Here is a 633-nt window from a genome sequence, read left to right as displayed (position 1 = left end):
ACGGGCGCAATGTCATCGTTGACCACGATAAGCTGTGTACATTGAGAGGAGTTTCCATCATTGTCAGAGATGGCATAAACCCTTGATATAGTCTCGGGACAGGTATTGTTGTCACTTGTTTGGCTTACCAAAACAAAGCTGGCCTGGTCTATGCCGTTGTTGTCAGTGGCAGATCCACCTGCCGTTGCAAATTCACCGTAACTGCCATATGCAGCGGGCACCAGGTCAATGCATGTGACGGACACAGTAGGAGGGCAGCTGATCTCAGGGGCCTCTTCATCGTTGACGGTCACGGTAAACGAGCATTGGGTCTCATTGCCACAGTTATCGGTAGCGGTATAGGTTACCGTAGTGGTTCCTAGACCATAAGAGCCACTGGCATCTTGGGAATTGTTATGGTCATTTGTGAAGGCAACATTTGGGTCACAGTTATCGGAAACGGCAGGAAGCGCAATGGTGATATTGGCGTTGGGCAGCCCCGGGTCAGCGGTCACCGTAATGTTGGCCGGACAGGCAATGCTGGGCGCAGTGGTGTCCTTCACCGTGATGGTTTGGGCGACAGAACTTGAATTGCCACAGTTGTCAGTGAACGTCCAGGTACGGGTAATGGTTACGTTACATGGGTTTGAACTG

Annotated in this window: 1 protein-coding gene; it reads right to left on the bottom strand. The window is 51.3% G+C overall.

Annotated features, from left to right (window positions below; genetic code table 11):
- Positions 1-542, bottom strand: a 542-nt coding sequence (locus tag IEW94_RS16820) for an HYR domain-containing protein (RefSeq protein WP_188655259.1), incomplete at its 3' end; no start/stop codon positions are given.
- Between the last annotated feature and the right edge of the window lie 91 nt (positions 543-633).

The organism is Yeosuana aromativorans (assembly GCF_014646655.1).
In the GTDB taxonomy this organism is placed as follows: domain Bacteria; phylum Bacteroidota; class Bacteroidia; order Flavobacteriales; family Flavobacteriaceae; genus Yeosuana; species Yeosuana aromativorans.
This window is presented reverse-complemented; position numbering and strand designations above follow the sequence as displayed.